Source organism: Novosphingobium sp. AAP1 (genome assembly GCF_001295765.1).
Taxonomy (GTDB): Bacteria; Pseudomonadota; Alphaproteobacteria; order Sphingomonadales; family Sphingomonadaceae; genus Novosphingobium; species Novosphingobium capsulatum.
In genome coordinates this window covers 16,785-31,961 of the sequence record NZ_LJHO01000021.1, presented here as the reverse complement: position 1 = coordinate 31,961, position 15,177 = coordinate 16,785, and the positions used below count along the sequence as shown (strand labels likewise).

At 65.3% G+C, this 15,177-nt stretch carries 16 protein-coding genes; 9 read left to right on the top strand and 7 right to left on the bottom strand.

The annotated features are described in order from the left end of the window. The first annotated feature begins 11 nt into the window (after positions 1-11). The 5 genes from IP65_RS22255 (at position 12) to IP65_RS19600 (ending at position 5,083) form a co-directional block, all read left to right on the top strand. Positions 12-221: a PIN domain-containing protein gene (locus IP65_RS22255; protein ID WP_369801318.1), complete on the top strand. Its 210-nt coding sequence runs from the start codon at positions 12-14 to the stop codon at positions 219-221. A gap of 102 nt (positions 222-323) precedes the next feature. Then, positions 324-1,244, top strand: coding sequence for a tRNA (guanosine(37)-N1)-methyltransferase TrmD (trmD, locus tag IP65_RS19615; protein WP_022678359.1), 921 nt, complete (start codon positions 324-326; stop codon positions 1,242-1,244). Continuing rightward, positions 1,222-1,602, top strand: a complete 381-nt coding sequence (gene rplS / locus IP65_RS19610) for a 50S ribosomal protein L19 (RefSeq protein ID WP_022678358.1) — start codon at positions 1,222-1,224, stop codon at positions 1,600-1,602. Before trmD ends, rplS begins: the two co-directional genes overlap by 23 nt. Positions 1,603-1,697: 95 nt before the next feature. Continuing rightward, positions 1,698-3,959, top strand: a complete 2,262-nt coding sequence (locus tag IP65_RS19605; RefSeq protein ID WP_028658411.1) for a S9 family peptidase — start codon at positions 1,698-1,700, stop codon at positions 3,957-3,959. Between the two features lie 98 nt (positions 3,960-4,057). Beyond that, complete coding sequence (locus IP65_RS19600; RefSeq protein WP_054132743.1) at positions 4,058-5,083, top strand: aspartate-semialdehyde dehydrogenase; 1,026 nt, start codon at positions 4,058-4,060, stop codon at positions 5,081-5,083. An 80-nt stretch (positions 5,084-5,163) separates the two neighbouring features. Here IP65_RS19600 and IP65_RS19595 read toward each other — a convergent pair whose 3' ends face one another. Then, positions 5,164-5,826, bottom strand: coding sequence for a hypothetical protein (locus tag IP65_RS19595; RefSeq protein WP_054132742.1), 663 nt, complete (start codon positions 5,824-5,826; stop codon positions 5,164-5,166). A 297-nt stretch (positions 5,827-6,123) separates the two neighbouring features. Between IP65_RS19595 and IP65_RS19590 the strand changes: the two genes are divergently transcribed. The 4 genes from IP65_RS19590 to IP65_RS19575 all read left to right on the top strand — a co-directional run bounded on the left by IP65_RS19590 (position 6,124) and on the right by IP65_RS19575 (position 10,325). Beyond that, positions 6,124-6,924, top strand: coding sequence for a sulfite exporter TauE/SafE family protein (locus IP65_RS19590; protein WP_022674836.1), 801 nt, complete (start codon positions 6,124-6,126; stop codon positions 6,922-6,924). After that, positions 6,924-7,697: an alpha/beta fold hydrolase gene (locus IP65_RS19585; protein ID WP_054132741.1), complete on the top strand. Its 774-nt coding sequence runs from the start codon at positions 6,924-6,926 to the stop codon at positions 7,695-7,697. The genes IP65_RS19590 and IP65_RS19585 overlap by 1 nt, the downstream gene beginning before the upstream one ends. Positions 7,698-7,777: 80 nt before the next feature. Next, the gene (locus IP65_RS19580) at positions 7,778-9,613 is read left to right on the top strand and encodes a M2 family metallopeptidase (RefSeq protein ID WP_028657468.1); all 1,836 of its coding nucleotides are present in this window, start codon (positions 7,778-7,780) and stop codon (positions 9,611-9,613) included. Positions 9,614-9,803: 190 nt separating this feature from the next. After that, positions 9,804-10,325 carry a YbjN domain-containing protein gene (locus IP65_RS19575; RefSeq protein ID WP_082208962.1) on the top strand — a complete coding sequence of 174 codons (522 nt, stop codon included), beginning with the start codon at positions 9,804-9,806 and terminating at the stop codon, positions 10,323-10,325. A 129-nt stretch (positions 10,326-10,454) separates the two neighbouring features. On the opposite strand, the gene IP65_RS19570 is transcribed toward IP65_RS19575, so the two are convergent. The 6 genes from IP65_RS19570 to IP65_RS21790 all read right to left on the bottom strand — a co-directional run bounded on the left by IP65_RS19570 (position 10,455) and on the right by IP65_RS21790 (position 15,131). Continuing rightward, a complete protein-coding gene (locus IP65_RS19570; RefSeq protein WP_082208963.1) occupies positions 10,455-11,918 on the bottom strand; it encodes an AMP nucleosidase in 1,464 nt (487 codons plus the stop codon). A gap of 127 nt (positions 11,919-12,045) precedes the next feature. Beyond that, on the bottom strand, positions 12,046-12,639 hold the full coding sequence (gene rplI / locus IP65_RS19565; protein WP_022674841.1) for a 50S ribosomal protein L9: 594 nt from the start codon (positions 12,637-12,639) through the stop codon (positions 12,046-12,048). Between the two features lie 12 nt (positions 12,640-12,651). Continuing rightward, the gene (rpsR, locus tag IP65_RS19560; RefSeq protein ID WP_011445073.1) at positions 12,652-12,876 is read right to left on the bottom strand and encodes a 30S ribosomal protein S18; all 225 of its coding nucleotides are present in this window, start codon (positions 12,874-12,876) and stop codon (positions 12,652-12,654) included. A 3-nt stretch (positions 12,877-12,879) separates the two neighbouring features. Then, the gene (gene rpsF, locus IP65_RS19555; RefSeq protein ID WP_022674842.1) at positions 12,880-13,242 is read right to left on the bottom strand and encodes a 30S ribosomal protein S6; all 363 of its coding nucleotides are present in this window, start codon (positions 13,240-13,242) and stop codon (positions 12,880-12,882) included. Positions 13,243-13,385: 143 nt separating this feature from the next. Beyond that, positions 13,386-14,546, bottom strand: coding sequence for an acyltransferase family protein (locus IP65_RS19550; protein ID WP_054132740.1), 1,161 nt, complete (start codon positions 14,544-14,546; stop codon positions 13,386-13,388). A 159-nt stretch (positions 14,547-14,705) separates the two neighbouring features. After that, positions 14,706-15,131: a PilZ domain-containing protein gene (locus tag IP65_RS21790; RefSeq protein ID WP_174544789.1), complete on the bottom strand. Its 426-nt coding sequence runs from the start codon at positions 15,129-15,131 to the stop codon at positions 14,706-14,708. Between the last annotated feature and the right edge of the window lie 46 nt (positions 15,132-15,177).

Here is a 15,177-nt window from a genome sequence, read left to right as displayed (position 1 = left end):
CACCCTGATGAATAAGACGGGCTAGCCTGGAAACGCTCGATTTCGACCGTGCCTGTGCCCGTCGTTATGGCGATGTGGTGCGCGCCATCGGCGTTCGGCGCAAAAGTTTCGATCGGTTGATCGGCGTACAGGCGCTGGAACGCGGACTGATACTGGTGACGCGCAATGAGCGCGACTTTGCCGATGTGCCGGGGTTGAAGATCGAGGACTGGGCGGATTGAAGCACGGTTGCCAAGGCCGCTCCCGCACGCCAAGGCCCCTCCACCAGCCTGCGGCTGGTCCCCCTCCCCGTGTCGGGGAGGATCGAGCAGGACTTTTTGTAGATGACCTTCCACGCTGCCGTTCTCACGCTTTACCCCGAGATGTTTCCCGGGCCACTGGGCGTGAGCCTGGCCGGGCGCGCGCTGGGGGAGGGGAAGTGGACGCTCGATCCCGTGCAGATCAGGGATTTTGCTACCGACAAGCACCGCACCGTTGATGATACGCCCGCTGGCGGCGGGGCGGGGATGGTGCTGCGCGTGGATGTGCTGGCCAAGGCAATCGATCATGCGCGGGCGAGAATGGCGGAGAGGGTGGGATACGAACCATCCTTAGAAGAGGACAGCCCCCTCCACCAGCCTGCGGCTGGTTCCCCTCCCCCGGCGGGGGAGGAGCTTGTTGATCCTCCCCATGCAATGGGGAGGGGGACCGCCGGCGCAGCCGGTGGTGGAGGGGCCTCGACCATTCCCGTCATCGCGATGACGCCGCGCGGCAAACCGTTGACCCAGGCCCGCGTGCGCGAGCTGGCGGCGGGGCCGGGGGTGATCGTCGTGTGCGGCCGGTTCGAGGGTTTTGACGAGCGCATATTCGAGGGCCGCCAGGTGGAGGAAGTCTCGGTGGGAGACATCATCCTGTCGGGCGGCGAATGTGCCGCGCTGATGCTGCTCGATGCTTGCATTCGCCTGCTTCCCGGCGTAATGGGCGCGGCTTCTAGTGGGCATGAAGAGTCGTTCGAAAACGGGCTGCTCGAATATCCCCACTATACCCGCCCCCAGGAATGGGAAGGGCGCACGATCCCGCAAGTGCTGCGATCGGGGGATCATGCGAAGATCGCGGAATGGCGGCAACGCCAGTCCGAGGATGACACACGGTTACGCAGGCCGGATCTTTGGGAGCGCCACGTCGGCGTTCGGGTCCAGTCTGCCTCTGGCGCGCGGCAAAAAAGTGCAGGACGTTTGAAAAATGAACCTGATTCAGCAGATTGAAGCTGAAGCGATCGCCGAATTCAAGGCGTCGAAGACCATCCCCGAATTCCGCGCTGGTGACACCGTGCGCGTCGGCGTGCGCGTCGTTGAAGGCGAGCGCACCCGCGTTCAGGCCTATGAAGGCGTCGTGATCGCGCGTTCGAATCGCGGCATGGGCTCCAACTTCACCGTTCGCAAGATCTCGTTCGGCGAAGGCGTGGAACGCGTGTTCCCGCTCTACTCGCCCAACATCGATTCGATTACCGTCGTCCGTCGGGGCGTGGTGCGTCGTGCGAAGCTGTACTACCTTCGCGGCCGTACCGGCAAAAGCGCCCGTATTGCCGAGCGCCGTGACACGCGCCCCGGCCAGGAAGGCTGAGAAGCCGCCGCCGCGACACGGAAATGACCGTGAAAAAGGCGTCCTGGCATATCCGCCAGGGCGCCTTTTTTGCTTATCGGGAACATCCCCTTGCCATGCAATTCCGCCTTCACCTGCTTGCCACGGCGCTGGTCTGCGCCCCTGTTCTTGCCCATGCAGCCCCTGCTGGAACAGCCCCGGTGACCGCGCCCAGCGCCGCCCCCGTGCTAACGCTCGAACGGGTGTTCGCCAGCCCCTCGCTCAACGGACCCACCCCGCGCGGCGTGCAGCTGTCGCCCGATGGGCGCTATCTCACCCTGCTCAAGAACCGCGCCGACGATCGCGAGCGGTTCGACCTGTGGGGCTTTGATCGCAAGACCGGCAAGTGGTCGATGCTGGTCGATTCGCTCAAGCTGTCGTCGGGCCGGGTGTTGAGCGAAGCGGAAAAGATGCAGCGCGAGCGCCAGCGCATCGGCGATCTCAAGGGTATCGTCAGCTATGACTGGGCGAGTGACAGCAAGACCGTGCTGGTGCCGCTCGATGGCGAACTGCTGCTCGCTGGCCTTGATGGCAAGGTGCGCAAGATCGCCGGCACCACCGGGGGCGAGTTGAACCCGCGCCTGGGGCCGCAGGGCGATACCCTGGCGTTCGTGCGCGATCGCCGGCTGTGGATCGCACCGGCTGATGGCAAGGCGCCGCCGCGCGCGATCACGCCCGAGGAAAGCGCCGAAACCGTCCACTGGGGCGAGGCAGAGTTCGTTGCCCAGGAAGAACTCAACCGCATGAGCGGGTTCTGGTGGGCGCCCGATGAAAAGCGCCTGGCCGTGGAACGCTTTGACGAGGCAGCGGTGGGCGTGGTGACGCGCGCGGCCATCGGCGCCGATGGCACGCGCACCTATGACCAGCGCTATCCTGCGGCCGGCGGCGCCAATGCCGATGTCTCGCTGTGGCTGATGGATGCCGATGGCGGCCATCGCGTTCAGGTGGAGCTGGGGGCGGACAAGGACATCTATCTGGGTCGCGTCGATTGGGCGAGCGATGGCAAGACGCTCTATGTCCAGCGGCTGGACCGCGCGCAGACCCGGCTCGATATGCTGGCGGTGGACCCGGCGACCGGTGCTTCGCATGTGCTGTTCACCGAACAGGCGCGCGAGAAGAGCTGGATCAACCTGTCGAGCAATTATCGCTTCCTCGATGATGGCAGCCTGATCTGGTGGTCGGAACGCGATGGCTTTGGCCACCTCTATCGCCGCTTCAAGGATGGCCGCTGGCAGCAGCTGACCAAGGGTGACTGGGTCGTCACCGACCTGGTTGGCGTGGACCAGAAGACCGGGCGCGTCTATTTCGCCGGCACGCGCGACGATGTGCTGGCCGGGCAGGTCTATGCCCTGTCGCTCACCGCGCCCGACAAGATCGCGCGGCTGACCGACCTGGCCTTTGACAACAAGGCGAGCATGGACGGCAAGGGCCAGGCCCTGATCGTGACGCGCAGCGCCGATGCGCAGCCGCCGCAATCCTATCTGGCCGATGCCCATGGCAAGCGGCTGGCGTGGATCGAGGAAAACAAGGTGGACGCGGCCCACGCCTATGCGCCCTATCTTGCCGCGCATCGCCCGGCGACGTTCGGCACGATCGCGGCGGCAGACGGCACGCCGTTGCACTACATGATGATCACCCCGCCGATGGTGCCGGGCAAGCGCTATCCGGTGTTTACCTATCACTATGGCGGCCCCACCGCGAACGTGGTGCACAAGGGCTGGCAGGGCGCGCTGGCCCAGGCGATCGTGGCCAAGGGCTATATTTATTTCGCGCTGGACAACCGCGGCTCGGAAAACCGTGGCGTCGATTTCGGCAGCAAGATCTGGCACGCGATGGGCACGGTCGAGGTGGAAGACCAACTGGCGGGTGCGCAGTGGCTCAAGACCCAGCCCTATGTCGATCCCGCGCGCGTCAGCACGTTTGGCTGGTCCTATGGCGGCTACATGACGGTCAAGATGCTCGAAGCGCATCCTGGCGTCTGGGCTGCGGGCATCGCCGTGGCGCCGGTCACCAAGTGGGAGCTTTACGATACCGCCTATACCGAGCGTTATCTCGGCAATCCCAAGCAGGTGCCCGAGGTTTACAAGGCCGCCGGCGCGCTGGAGCAAACCGGGCAGATCCGCGATCCGCTGCTGCTGGTCCACGGCATGGCCGATGACAACGTGGTGTTCGAAAACAGCACCGCGCTGATCGCCAAGATGCAGGGCGAGGCCATTCCGTTCGAGATGATGCTCTATCCCGGCTACACCCACCGCATCAGCGGGCCCAAGGTGAGCCAGCATCTCTACGAGACGATGTTCCGCTTTCTCGACCGCAACGGCGCGGGCAGCGGCAAATAAGACGTTTGGGGGGCAAAAGCCCCTTTCGCTTGGCTGGTTGGAACCAGCCGCTAAGGAACGGGCGCGCGCAAGGCGCCCGCAAGGGAGTGACAGGTATCATGGGTTATCGGGTTGTAGTGGTGGGTGCGACGGGCAATGTTGGCCGTGAGATGCTCAACATCCTGGCCGAGCGCGAATTCCCGATCGACGAGATCGCCGTGCTGGCCTCTTCGCGCTCGCAGGGCAGCGAGATCGATTTCGGTGAAACCGGCAAGAAGCTGAAAGTGCAGAACGTCGAGCATTTCGACTTCACGGGCTGGGATATCGCGCTGTTTGCCGCAGGCTCGGCGCCGACCAAGATCTATGCGCCGAAGGCCGCATCGCAGGGCTGCGTGGTGATCGACAACTCGTCGCTCTATCGCATGGACCCGGACGTGCCGCTGATCGTGCCCGAAGTGAACCCCGATGCGATCGACGGGTACAAGGCACGCAACATCATCGCCAACCCCAACTGCTCCACCGCGCAGATGGTCGTGGCGCTCAAGCCGCTACACGACAAGGCCAAGATCAAGCGCGTGGTCGTGGCCACCTACCAGTCGGTGTCGGGCGCCGGCAAGGAAGGCATGGACGAACTGTTCGAGCAGAGCCGCGCGATCTTCGTGGGCGATCAGGTCGAACCCAAGAAGTTCACCAAGCAGATCGCCTTCAACGTGATCCCGCACATCGACAGCTTCCTGGATGATGGTTCGACCAAGGAAGAGTGGAAGATGGTGGCCGAAACCAAGAAGATTCTCGATCCCAAGGTCAAGGTCACGGCAACCTGCGTGCGTGTGCCGGTGTTCATCGGTCACTCCGAAGCGATCAACCTGGAATTCGAGGACGAAATCTCGGCCGTCGAAGCCCAGGACCTGCTGCGCGAGGCGCCGGGTGTGATGCTGGTCGATAAGCGCGAGGACGGCGGCTATGTCACGCCGGTGGAATGCGTGGGCGATTATGCCACCTACGTTTCGCGCGTGCGCGAAGACTCCACCGTCGACAACGGCCTGTCGCTGTGGTGCGTGTCTGACAACCTGCGCAAGGGCGCGGCGCTCAACGCCGTGCAGATTGCCGAACTGCTGGGTCGTCGCCACCTCAAGAAGGGGTGAGCTGGCACACCTTTTGGGTATAGAAAAGGCCCCGGTATCCGCGCTGGATACCGGGGCCTTTTTGTTTGTGGCTACGCAGATTACTGCGTGACGCGGGTGGTGGTGGTCACCGTGCTGGCGGCGGAAGCCGTGCGCACCGGGGTATGCGCGGTGCGGCGGGCCACCTTGCGCACCGTGACCTTCTTCACCGGCGCGCGGGCTGCGCCCTGCGTGGTGACGGTGGTTTCCACCGTGGCCGGGGCGGGCTGCGGCGTGGTCAGCGCCACGGCAGCGGCCTGGCGGGCAGCGGCGGCGTCAGCTGCCGAAGACTGCGCGGCCGCGGTGGCCACATCGGCACGGGCGTTGGCGGCATCGGCCTGCTGCTGCGCGGCGTCGGCCTGGGCCTGCGCGTTGGCGACGGCTGCAGCCGACTGGCGCGCGGCCATGTCGGCCTTGTGCTTCTGCATCATGCCGATCGCCGTGTCGGCCAGGGCCGAGGCATGGATGGCGTCATCGATCGCTTCGGGCTTGTGGCCGGCCGAAAGGTTTTCCTGCGCATGGGCCAGCGCTGCCTTGGCCTGCGCGGTTTCGCCCGGGCGGAATTCGGCGGTGCCGAGCTGTTCGGCGGTATCGATCTTGGCCTGCGCGGCGGCAATCGCCTGGCGGGCGCGTTCGGCCTTGCCGGTGGCATGGGCGGGGGCCGAGAAACCGGCGATCATGGCAGTGGCCGCCAGCAGCGGCGCGACGAGCTTGGTCTTGGTCATCGAACGATCTCCACTATGGGATGGCCGTGTGCGGCCGTGTTGGCAGGGGGAACCGCAAGCGGCGCGTTTGCGTTCCGCCGCGCTTTCGGTTCATCGTCAACGCGATGCGGTTTGGCGCAGAGGCGTGCCTGCTGTGCGGCAAAGCGAGTGATGCGGGGTTGCGCTGGGGCTGCGCAAAAGAAAGAATGCCAACCCCGAAACTAGAGATTGGCGCTATAGGCATTGCCGAAGCGCACCCCACGCCAGTATGGCCGCCGTCAAGGGCCAGGTTGGTCTTTGCACGTCGCCGGAGGGACAATGTTCGCACACTTCGATGCCCTTCACGCGGTTGCCGGCCTGCTGGTTGGCATTCTCGTGGGCCTGACGGGTGTTGGCGGCGGGTCGCTGATGACCCCGATCCTGGTGCTGATCTTCGGGATCAACCCCGGCACGGCGGTGGGCACCGATCTGCTGTTTGCCTCGCTGACCAAGGTGGTCGGCTCCACCGTGCACGGCAAGCGCAACACGATCGATTGGCCAATCATGGCGCGCCTGGCCGCAGGCAGCGTGCCCGCAGCGATTGCCGCGCTGGTCGTGCTGTCGTGGGCGGGCAAGGTGGGCGGGCACACCAGCCACACCATCCTGCTGGTTCTCGGGGTAATGTTGATCCTCACCTCGATCGCCACGCTGTTTCAAAAGCGGATCGTGGCGATGGTCCGCCATGTCGACGCAACGCAGGTGGGCCTGGGCACCGCTGACGAGGCCAAGCCAGTCTGGGCGACCGTGTTGCTCGGCGTCGTGCTGGGCGTGCTGGTCTCGATCTCGTCGGTGGGGGCAGGGGCGATCGGCGTGACCGCGTTGCTCATGCTCTATCCCACTTTGCGGATTTCGCGCATCGTCGGCACCGATATCGCCCATGCCGTGCCGCTGACCATGGTGGCCGGCTTTGGCCACTGGATCATCGGCGATGTAAACCTTGCCCTTCTGGTGGCGCTGCTGCTTGGCTCTATCCCCGGGGTGATCATCGGCAGCCTGTTGTCGACCCGCGCGCCCGACCGTATCCTGCGGCCGGCGCTGGCCGCCGTTCTGTTCATATCCGGGATCAAGTTGCTGACCTGATGGAAAAGACCACCACGTTTTTCGACGGTTTCGATGGCGCCCGCCTGGCGCTGCATGAAATGGGGACCGGGCGCCCGGTCATCCTGCTGCACGGGCTGTTTTCCTCGGCCGAGATCAACTGGATCAAGTTCGGCACGGCGGCGCAGCTGGCCGCAGCCGGTTTTCGCTGCCTGATGCCCGATCTGCGCGCCCATGGGCAAAGCGCGGCGCCGCATGCGGCAGAAGCCTATCCGTCTGATGTCTTGGCCCGCGATGCCCAGGCGCTGGTGACCCACCTGGGCCTGGTCGATTTCGATCTGGTCGGATTTTCGCTTGGCGCCCGCACTGCGGCACGCAGCGTGATCGCCGCGCCGCCGTTGCAACGGCTGACACCGCGCCGGCTGGTGCTGGCCGGGATGGGGCTGGAAGGACTAGCCGGCTGGAACCAGCGCCTGGCCTTCTTTCGCGACGTGATCGATCGCTTCGGCACGATCCGCCATGGCGATCCGGCCTATCTTTCGCAGCAGTTCCTCAAGAGCAGCGGGATCGATCGCGCCGCCGTGCGCCAGTTGCTGGGCGCGATGGAGGATACCGATCCTCAGGCCCTGGCCGCGATCACCATGCCCACGCTGGTCTTGTGCGGCGATCAGGACAACGACAATGGCTCGGCCGACAACCTGGCGGCCGCCTTGCCCAACGCGCGGCGCGCCACCATTCCCGGCACGCACATGGGCTGTGTCACCCGGCCCGAACTGGGCGCGGAACTGGTTTCATTTTTGACCGCCTCGGCTTGACCTGAGCCCGTTTGGGCGGCACCCCACCGGCAACGGCCACGCCGCGCGCGTGGCGGACCGGTTCAGGGAGTGCCCCCAAGATGAAGTCCCTTGTTTCCACCCTCGCTCTGGTGGCGGCCACGCTAGCCGCGCCTGCGGCGCTTGCCGCCGCACCCACCACAGCGGCGCCGTCTGCTGCCACTCCGGCCACGGTCGATGCCTGGCTGGCGCAGGCTGACAAGGCCTATGCCGATCAGACGGTCACCTCGGGCCGCGCCGAATGGGTCTATGAGACCTATATCACCGACGACACTGCCCAGATCACCGCCGATGCCGGCGCGACGATGAGCAAGCTGCAGGTGGCGCAGGCCAAGCAGGCCGCCGAATTTGCCAAGGTGCCGGGCCTGTCGCCCGAAACCCTGCGCAAGCTGACGATGATCCGCACCCAGATCACCAGCCCGGCGCCATCGACCCCCGGCGCGGCCGAGCAGTTCGCCGCGCTGCAGGCGCGCATCCAGGGCCTTTACGGCAAGGGCCACGGCACCCTGCGCGGGCAACCGATCAACGGCAGCGATATCGAAGAGGCCATGGCCACCGATCGCAACCCTGATGAACTCAAGGAAATGTGGCTGTCGTGGCACGACAGCGTCGGCACGCCGATGAAGGCTGACTATGCCAAGATGGTCGAGATCGCCAACGCCGGCGCGCGCGAGCTGGGCTATCCTGACACCGGCGCGCTGTGGCGCGCGAACTATGATATGACGCCGGACCAGTTCGCCGCGATGACCGAAAAGGTCTGGGGCGAAGTGCGCCCGCTCTACCAGCAGTTGCACTGCTATGTGCGCGGCAAGCTCAATGCCAAGTATGGTGACGCGGTGCAGCCCAAGAAAGGCCCGATCCGCGCCGATCTGCTGGGCAATATGTGGGCGCAGGAATGGGGCGGCATCTATGACGTGGTCGCCCCCCAGGGCGCGGGCGACATCGGCTATGACCTGACGGGCCTGCTCAAGGACAAGGGCTATGACCCGCTCAAGATGGTCAAGACCGGCGAGGGCTTCTACACCTCGCTGGGCTTCCAGCCGCTGCCCGCCACGTTCTGGCAGCGCTCGCAGTTCACCAAGCCGCGTGACCGCGATGTCGTGTGCCATGCCTCGGCCTGGGATCTCGACAATGTCGATGACCTGCGCATCAAGATGTGCATCAAGGTCGATGCCTCGGATTTCGTGACCATTCACCACGAACTCGGCCACAATTTCTATCAGCGCGCCTACAACGCCCAGCCCTCGCGCTGGTACATGGAAGGGGCCAACGACGGTTTCCACGAAGCGATCGGCGATACCATGGCGCTGTCGATCACGCCCGATTACCTGGTGAAGCTCGGCCTGCTCGATCCGTCCAAGGTGCCCGGTCCTGACAAGGATATCGGCCTGCTGCTGCGCCAGGCGATGGACAAGGTGGCGTTCCTGCCGTTCGGCCTGTTGATCGATCGCTGGCGCTGGGGCGTGTTCTCGGGCCAGATCGCGCCGGCCGATTATGAAAAGGCGTGGAACGAGATGCGCCTGTCCTACCAGGGCGTGGTGCCACCGGGGCCGCGCGGGGCCGATGCCTTTGATCCGGGCGCCAAGTACCATGTGCCGGCGGGCGTGCCTTACACCCGCTATTTCCTGGCGCGCATCCTGCAGTTCCAGTTCTATGAAGCGGCGTGCAAGGAAGCCGGCTGGAAGGGCCCGCTGCACCGCTGCAGCTTCTATGGCAATCCCAAGGTCGGGGCCAAGCTCGATGCCATGCTCAAGATGGGCGCATCCAAGCCCTGGCCCGATGCGCTGCAGGTGTTCACCGGCACGCGCGAGATGAGCGGTGGGGCCATGTTGCGCTATTTCGCGCCGCTCACCGCGTGGCTGAAGAAGCAGAACGCGGGCGCGGACTGCGGCTGGTAAATCCCGCGTCGCAACACGGCGCATAAGGCCAGGCGAGAGGCCGGATTCTTGGGTGAATCCGGCCTCTTTTTGCGTGCGGTGCAGCGCAAGCCATGGATTTCACAGGGTGAATTTACGCGCTTGCCACGCCCCGGCAGGTATGAGACGCTTTGCTCAACAAAACAGAACACACATGTTGAGGATGCTGGGGATGGAAATCAAACTTCCCGCCATTGCTTGCGCTGTTGTTGGCGGCATCCTGCTCGCCACCGCGCCCAGCGCCCAGGCGGAAACCGTTTCGGCCATGACGCCCGCCAGCGTGGTCACCGCGCTCAAGGCGCAGGGCTATGTCGCCACGCTGGGACAGGATTCCTCGGGCGATCCCCTGGTGACGGCCGATATCGGCGGCTGGCGTTCGCAAGTGGTGTTCTATGACTGCAACGAGGTGACGCACGGCGCCTGCCAGTCGCTGCAGTTTTCCAGCAGCTTTCACCCGGAACGCCCGTTTGATGCGGAAAAGGCCGTGGCGTTCGTCAACGCCAACCGCTTTGGCGCGGTGTCGGTGGCGGCAGACAAGTCTGTCACCGTGTCGTGGGACGTGATCACCGGCAGCGGGATCGATACCTCGGTGTTCGCCATGGTGGTCAAATCCTATCGCATGGCGCTCGATTCGATCGGCAGCGAGGTGTTTCCCGCATCCGGCCATCCGCAACTGGCCAGCGCGGCGCGCTGACGGCTGTAATCCTCCGTCATCCCGGACTTGATCCGGGATCCCGCTTCTTCACATCAAGCTCAGCGTGGAAGGAAAGCTGGACCCCGGATCAAGTCCGGGGTGACGTCGGGAGTGTGCAGGGGCGTAATATCACCGGAACGGCGGCTCGTTGAACGCGCGCAGCTTGCGGCTGTGCAGGCGGTCGCCCTCGGCGCGCAGCAGGGCGCAGGCGGTCGTGCCGATTTCCAGGTGCGCGGCAATCGCCTCTTCGTAGAACCGGTTGGCCTGGCCGGGCAGCTTGATCTCGCCATGCAGCGGCTTGTCCGACACGCACAGCAGCGTGCCATAGGGCACGCGGAAGCGATAGCCTTGCGCGGCGATCGTGGCGCTTTCCATGTCGATCCCGACAGCGCGGCTCAGGCTGAGGCGGCGGGCGGAATGGGCATAGCGCAGTTCCCAGTTGCGATCGTCGGTGGTCACGATCGTGCCGGTGCGCATGCGCGTCTTGAGGTCTGCCCCGCCGCTGCCGCTGACCACTTCGGCGGCCTGGGCCAGCGCCACCTGGACTTCGGCGATGGCCGGCACCGGGATTTCGGGCGGCAACACGTCATCCAGCACGTGATCATCGCGCAGGTAGGCATGGGCCAGCACATAGTCGCCGATCTTCTGCGTGGGGCGCAGGCCGCCGCAGTGGCCGATCATCAGCCAGGCTTCGGGGCGCAGCACGGCCAGGTGATCGCAGATCGTCTTGGCGTTGGAGGGGCCGACGCCGATGTTGACCAGGGTGATGCCCGAGCGATCCGGGCGGATCAGGTGATAGGCCGGCATCTGGTGGCGACGCCAGGCGGTATCAGACAGCCGCTCGCGCGCGTGGGGCGTGGCCGCGTCGAGCGCCAGCCCGCCCGCGCCTGTCAGTGCGACGAATTCATCCTGGCCCAGCTGGCGCCCGGCCCAATCGACGAACTCGTCAACATAGCGGTGATAGTTGGTGAACAGGATGTAGCGCTGGAAATCGGCCGGGTTGGTGCCGGTGTAATGCGCCAGGCGGGCCAGGCTGAAATCGGTGCGCAGGCCGTCGAACAGCGCCAGCGGCGCCGCACCCGCCCCGCCGTCGAGACTGGCATCGAGCGCATCGGCGATCTCGTCACCGATATGGGCGAGGTCCGTGGTGGGGAAATGCTTGGCAAGGTCGTTGGGCGAGACCGAGCCAAAGCCCAGGCTGCCATCCACCACATAGGGGAAGGGGATTTCCTGGGCCGAGGTCGCCACTTCCAGCGTCACTTCATAGTCCACCATCAGCAGGCCGAGCTGTTCTTCCAGGTAATCGGCAAACAGCGCGGGCCGGGTGATCGTGGTGGCATAGCTGCCCGGCCGTGTCAGGCGGCCAAAGGCGCGGCCGGCGGCGGTGCCATGGCTGACCCCGGCAAAGTGCAGGCGCAGCTCGGGATAGCAATAGGCGCCGTTCTGGCGCACGGCCGGATCGGGCAGGGTGCCATCGGCGATATAGCGGGTGATATCGCCGCGCAGCCGGGCGCAGGCCGCTTCATGGCGGGCGGCGAGTTCGGCAATGATGGCAGCAGGAGAGGTGGCGGTGAAAATGTCGCTTGCGTTCATGCCTTCGATGTAGCGCAGCACGATGACAGCGCAAGGGCAGCGGCAACACCGCATGCTGCCCAGCAAAAAAGGCGCCCCGGTGAGGGAGCGCCTTTTTTGTTTGCTGCCAATGCCGGCAACGACGGGATCAGGCTTGCGCCTCGCCCTCGTCGAGCAGGTCGGTCGGGATTTCGCCCGGTTCGGCATTGGGATCGTATTCTTCGGTGAAACCGCCGGTGTCGCCTTCGAACATGGCGTCGATCACGTCGACACCCTTCGACTGCAGTTCGGCTTCGTCAGGCGAACGGGCGACGTTCACCTTGACGTTGACCGACACTTCGGGGTGCAGCGAAACGCGCACGTCGAACAGGCCGATGGTCTTGATCGGGCGTTCGAGCACGATCATCGACTTGGAAACCTTGGCGCCATCGGCAACCAGGGCGTCGACGATGTCGCGCACCGAAACCGAACCATAGAGCTGGCCAGAGTTGGACGAGGCGCGGATGAGCACCACTTCCTTGCCTTCGACCGAGCCGGCTTCGCCCTTGGCTTCTTCGCGGCGCGCCGCGTTTTCAGCTTCGATGCGGGCGCGGTTGGCTTCGAAGACCTTGCGGTTGGCTTCGTTGGCGCGCAGGGCCTTCTTGTTGGGAAGAAGGAAATTGCGGGCGTAACCGTCCTTGACGGAAACTTCATCGCCGATGTGGCCGAGCTTTTCGATGCGCTCGAGCAGGATGATCTGCATGGCTGGCGCTCCTTACTTCACGATGTAGGGCAGGAGGCCGATGTGCCGGGCGCGCTTGATCGCCTGGCTCAGCTCACGCTGCTTCTTCGCCGAAACGGCGGTGATGCGCGACGGGACGATCTTGCCACGTTCGGACATGAAACCCTGAAGCAGGCGCACATCCTTGTAGTCGATCTTCGGAGCGTTCTTGCCCGAGAACGGGCAGCTCTTGCGACGGCGGAAAAACGGACGAGCCATGGCTTATTCCCCTTCGCGTTCGCGACGACGGCTGCGTTCGCGGTCGTTCTTGCGCATCATCACCGACGGGCCGGCTTCGTGTTCTTCCACGCGCACGGTCATGTAGCGGATGACGTCTTCGTTGATCGCGGTCTGGCGTTCCAGCTCGGCCACGACGCCCGCGGGGGCCTCGATGTTGAGCATCACGAAGTGCGCCTTGCGGTTCTTCTGGATCTTGTAGGCCAGCGAGCGCAGGCCCCAGGTTTCGGTCTTGGTGACCTTGCCCTGGTTCGATTCCACGATTTCGGTGGCGGTGGCGGCAAGCGCATCGACCTGAGCCTGGCTCAGATCCTGGCGCGCCAGAAACACATGCTCGTAAAGCGGCATGCTTCGCGTCCTTTATCTAGTCTAACCGATCGCTGGCTTGTCCGCGGGATTGCGGGGCCCCTCCGGCTTTCTTCGTGCTTCCTGCGGCGATTCGCGCGCAAGAGAGGTGGCCCTTAGCCCTTCTGGGCCGGAATGCAAGCCATTCAGCCGGTTTTGGCGGAGGCATCGCCGCGCGTGCGTGGGGCCAGGCGCTGCCCGCCAAAGACCACGGCGAGCAGCGGAATGCGCCGCACCACCAGGAACATCAGGATCGACAGGCCCAGCACCAGCGCCGAAAGCGCGGCCCACTGCATGGTGGGAAAGGGCCAGTCCGCCGCGCCCAGCTTTGCCAGCCCCAGGATCACCAGCATCGCCACGATCATGTGGAATAGATAGATCGCCATCGCCCCGTCCACCAGGAACGAGACAGCGCGGCTGGGCCGATCGAACAGGTGCGCCAAAAGGCGGAACACGATCAGCGACATGGCATAAGTGAGCGCGCAGGCCAGCGCGCCATCCACGATGCGCAGGGCGGGCGCGGGATCACCGTCCCAGCCCAGATGCGGGCGCACCAGCGGATCGAGCAGGAAATGCCCGAGCATCAGCGGCGGCGCGGCCAGCCAGGGCCAGCGACCATCGAATGCGAACAGCCGGTTGCCCAGCTTGAGCCGCCAGCCCAGCGCGCCGATCACGAACGCGGGCAGATACTGGCCATAGCGCAGCAGCAGTTCCTGCTCGAACACCGCCTCGTTGTCTTGCAAGCCCAGCACCTGTGCGCCCCAGGCAAGCCCCGCGCCCCAGGCGGCCAGCGCCAGCAGCGGGATCGGCCAGGTGCCGCGATCCAGCCCCAGCAGTGGCCGCCACACGCCATCGCGCACGACGGCACGGCGCGGGCGCAGGGCATAGGTGAAGACGAACCCCAGCAGCACGATCAGGAACCACAGGTGCTCGAACGCCAGTGGCCAGCCATAGAGCCCTGGCGTCCAGGCGGCCGAGAGCATGACCTTGAGATGATACTGGATCACCGCCAGGCTGGCGATGCTGGCCACCAGCGGCAGCGCCACGCGCATCATCCGATCGCCCAGCCATGACCGCCGCCCGCGCCGGGCGCTGGCCATGCCGGAGAAATAGCCGGCCAGGATGAAGAAGGCCGACATGCGGAACGAATGGATGAACGACAGGCCCACCCCCAGCACCGGATTGGCCATCCAGGCGGGAAAGCCCGGCGACAGGATCATCGTGGCGGTGGTGCCGACGTGAAAGGGAATGCCCAGCAGGAGCAGGACCGCGCGCGCCGCATCGAGATGATGGAGGCGTTGCTGCATCAAGACGGCGCGTTCAGGTCAGCGGGCGGCGGGGCAGGGCGCATGGCCAGCCCCGTAACCCCGCCGCGCGCCCGCGTCCATGGCCAAGCCGCGCGCTGCGCCCAATTGCCAGTCTTGCGCGGCAATCAGGGCCGGCACCGGGGCTTTGCGCGCCAAAGGTCAGGCAGCGTCGCGGATGCTCGGCTTGGCCGGGCGGCCCAGCGCCATGCGGCGGTGATGGCCCACGGCAAAATCGCTGATCAGCGTGGCAAACACGTCTTCATGCAGCGGGTGGTCGAATTCCAGGCCCGAGGTCATCGGTTCGGACCAGGCGATGAACGCCAGCTTGGGCTTGAGGCCGGGCAGCATCAGCATGATCGGCTCACCGATGCGCTGCTTTTCGAGTCCCTCGATCCGCGCGCCATAGGGCGTCAGATCCTTGAGCATGACGGTGGCCCGCACCAGCCCATGCTTGACGCGCACGGGCAGTTCCACGCCGATGCGGGGGAAACGGCGCGCCTCTGCGCTGTTCGCGCCGGGCGTGGGCGGCATGCCGGGGCCGCCTTCGCGCGGGCCGGTTGCATCCAATTCCTGCTTGCGAAACATGGTGTTCTCCACTGGCCAAATGCCTTTGACCGGGAAGAACGGCGGA

Bases quoted from the DNA above. Each gene is read 5' to 3' on its own strand.
- trmD (WP_022678359.1), top strand. From the start codon at position 324: ATGACCTTCCACGCTGCCGTTCTCACGCTTTACCCCGAGATGTTTCCC.
- rplS (WP_022678358.1), top strand. From the start codon at position 1,222: ATGAACCTGATTCAGCAGATTGAAGCTGAAGCGATCGCCGAATTCAAG.
- IP65_RS19605 (WP_028658411.1), top strand. From the start codon at position 1,698: ATGCAATTCCGCCTTCACCTGCTTGCCACGGCGCTGGTCTGCGCCCCT.
- IP65_RS19600 (WP_054132743.1), top strand. From the start codon at position 4,058: ATGGGTTATCGGGTTGTAGTGGTGGGTGCGACGGGCAATGTTGGCCGT.
- IP65_RS19595 (WP_054132742.1), bottom strand. From the start codon at position 5,826: ATGACCAAGACCAAGCTCGTCGCGCCGCTGCTGGCGGCCACTGCCATG.
- IP65_RS19590 (WP_022674836.1), top strand. From the start codon at position 6,124: ATGTTCGCACACTTCGATGCCCTTCACGCGGTTGCCGGCCTGCTGGTT.
- IP65_RS19585 (WP_054132741.1), top strand. From the start codon at position 6,924: ATGGAAAAGACCACCACGTTTTTCGACGGTTTCGATGGCGCCCGCCTG.
- IP65_RS19580 (WP_028657468.1), top strand. From the start codon at position 7,778: ATGAAGTCCCTTGTTTCCACCCTCGCTCTGGTGGCGGCCACGCTAGCC.
- IP65_RS19575 (WP_082208962.1), top strand. From the start codon at position 9,804: ATGGAAATCAAACTTCCCGCCATTGCTTGCGCTGTTGTTGGCGGCATC.
- IP65_RS19570 (WP_082208963.1), bottom strand. From the start codon at position 11,918: ATGAACGCAAGCGACATTTTCACCGCCACCTCTCCTGCTGCCATCATT.
- rplI (WP_022674841.1), bottom strand. From the start codon at position 12,639: ATGCAGATCATCCTGCTCGAGCGCATCGAAAAGCTCGGCCACATCGGC.
- rpsR (WP_011445073.1), bottom strand. From the start codon at position 12,876: ATGGCTCGTCCGTTTTTCCGCCGTCGCAAGAGCTGCCCGTTCTCGGGC.
- rpsF (WP_022674842.1), bottom strand. From the start codon at position 13,242: ATGCCGCTTTACGAGCATGTGTTTCTGGCGCGCCAGGATCTGAGCCAG.
- IP65_RS19550 (WP_054132740.1), bottom strand. From the start codon at position 14,546: ATGCAGCAACGCCTCCATCATCTCGATGCGGCGCGCGCGGTCCTGCTC.
- IP65_RS21790 (WP_174544789.1), bottom strand. From the start codon at position 15,131: ATGTTTCGCAAGCAGGAATTGGATGCAACCGGCCCGCGCGAAGGCGGC.